This is a genomic window from Levilactobacillus koreensis JCM 16448, assembly GCF_001435525.1.
Taxonomy (GTDB): domain Bacteria; phylum Bacillota; class Bacilli; order Lactobacillales; family Lactobacillaceae; genus Levilactobacillus; species Levilactobacillus koreensis.
Window position 1 is genome coordinate 1 of the sequence record NZ_AZDP01000065.1, and the last position, 1,706, is coordinate 1,706.

Consider the following 1,706-nt stretch of genomic DNA (forward strand, 5'->3'; position numbering starts at 1 on the left):
GGCGCGGCTCCTTGTCAAGTAGACAGCTAAATAATTAAAATCATTATGCAGTATTTTTAACGGCATGATTCCGGTATTCTACTGGGGTCATGCCGTTTAGTGTTGGTTGGCGTCGCGAATTATTATACCAATCCATAAAATCAGCTATCATCACAGTTATTTCTTCCAGCGATAGTGGTTGTTTAAAGTCAAAGTATTCTGTCTTCATATGACTCCACAAACTTTCCATTGGGCTATTATCACCCGGCGTACCAGGACGTGACATACTATGGATAACGCCCGCTCCAGCTAAAGTTGTATTATATAATCCGGCCGTGTAGCTGGATCCTTGGTCACTATGAAGATAGATTGGTTTTTCACCGTTAGTTGCGACTAATGCCGCATTGAAAGTATTCGTTACTAAAGTAGCCGTCTCAGTCGGTTCGATTTTCCATGCAATAACACTATGGTCATAAAGGTCCTTGATAGCGCTAACTCGAATCTTCCCACCGTTCTTAATGCCATACCGCAATTCACTACAGTCAGTTACCCAAGTCTGGTTTGGCTGATTAGGATGAAAGTCATGTTTAGCATCGGTCGTAAGTAGCTTGTTGCCAAGAATGTATTCTTTGTGTTCCGCCTTACGGTCGTGTTTGGCAACTAAAATCGATGCTTTAATATTGTGTCGCTTCATCATCCGTCGAATTCTTCCAGCACTCACATGATAGGGCGTTTCCTTGTTTACGTACGCAACCAAACGCTTCACACCGAAGATGTAATGATGGTTTTCTTCCAGTTCTTTAACGTAGCTGTAGATTGCTTCATTTTCAATTTCACGTTGATTGGGTCGGCGATGGAGCCACTTATAGTAAGCCGCCCGAGACACCTTTAAGAATTGGCACATCAAGCCAATTTGGGTTGGTTCATTACGATCTAGGGCTTCTTGGGCGAGTGCTTGAATGGTACGATATTTGAACTCCGAGTGGCATCTTTCCTTTCCAATTCCTTCAGTTTTTTTAGAACTTCATTCTCCTTTGACAAGTGGGCAATTCGTGCCTCTAAAGCTTTCACCTTAAGCTCTTGCTTCTCCGTCTCGGTGAGTTGCGCCTTACCAGATTTGTCTTTGCCACGGCGGTCTTGTAGGGCTTCTGGACCGCCTTGCTTAAACTTCTTGACCCAGGCATACACTTGTCCATAAGATACCTGAAATTGATTTATGGCGGCACTGTAATCCAAGTCGTTGGCGATAGTCCATTGTGCAATTTCAATTCGTTCCTTCTGTGTCGTCTTTCTACCAGTCTTCATGGTCCTGGCCCTCCTAGTGGTTTTGAATGATTTACCACTAGTATACAGGTTCACCCACTGATAGATAACGCTGTTATTGGGAATATCAAATTGTTTGGCCAACTGTAGATATGAAGTTCCACCCGCCAGATATAAGTTGACCACTTCCTGTTTGAATTCCGCAGAGTATTGTCGGACCTTCCGCCGCTTCAAACCGTCAATTCCTACTGCTTGATAACGTTCAATCCACTGCTTTACTTGGTCATATTTCACACCATACTGTCGTTCAATTCCAGATATTGTCTGCCCTTGTTCCACCAGATGAATATAGTACAGCTTGTCTTCCAAACTGTACCGGGATCCTTTGCGGCCCATACTAAAAACTCCTCCCTAAGTAAACAAGCTTTGATTATTTGCTTGTCTACCTAAGTAGGAGTATAGCC

General features: G+C 43.4%; 2 protein-coding genes. Both read right to left on the reverse strand.

What is annotated here, in order from left to right; translation table 11 throughout:
- Positions 1–43: 43 nt before the first annotated feature.
- On the reverse strand, positions 44–883 hold the full coding sequence (locus FC99_RS05735; protein ID WP_048732219.1) for an IS3 family transposase: 840 nt from the start codon (positions 881–883) through the stop codon (positions 44–46).
- A gap of 29 nt (positions 884–912) precedes the next feature.
- Positions 913–1,638, reverse strand: a complete 726-nt coding sequence (locus FC99_RS05740; protein ID WP_048732217.1) for a helix-turn-helix domain-containing protein — start codon at positions 1,636–1,638, stop codon at positions 913–915.
- Positions 1,639–1,706 lie beyond the last annotated feature (68 nt).

Coding starts and splice junctions, on each gene's coding strand:
- FC99_RS05735 (WP_048732219.1), bottom strand. CDS start 883: ATGTGCCAATTCTTAAAGGTGTCTCGGGCGGCTTACTATAAGTGGCTC.
- FC99_RS05740 (WP_048732217.1), bottom strand. CDS start 1,638: ATGGGCCGCAAAGGATCCCGGTACAGTTTGGAAGACAAGCTGTACTAT.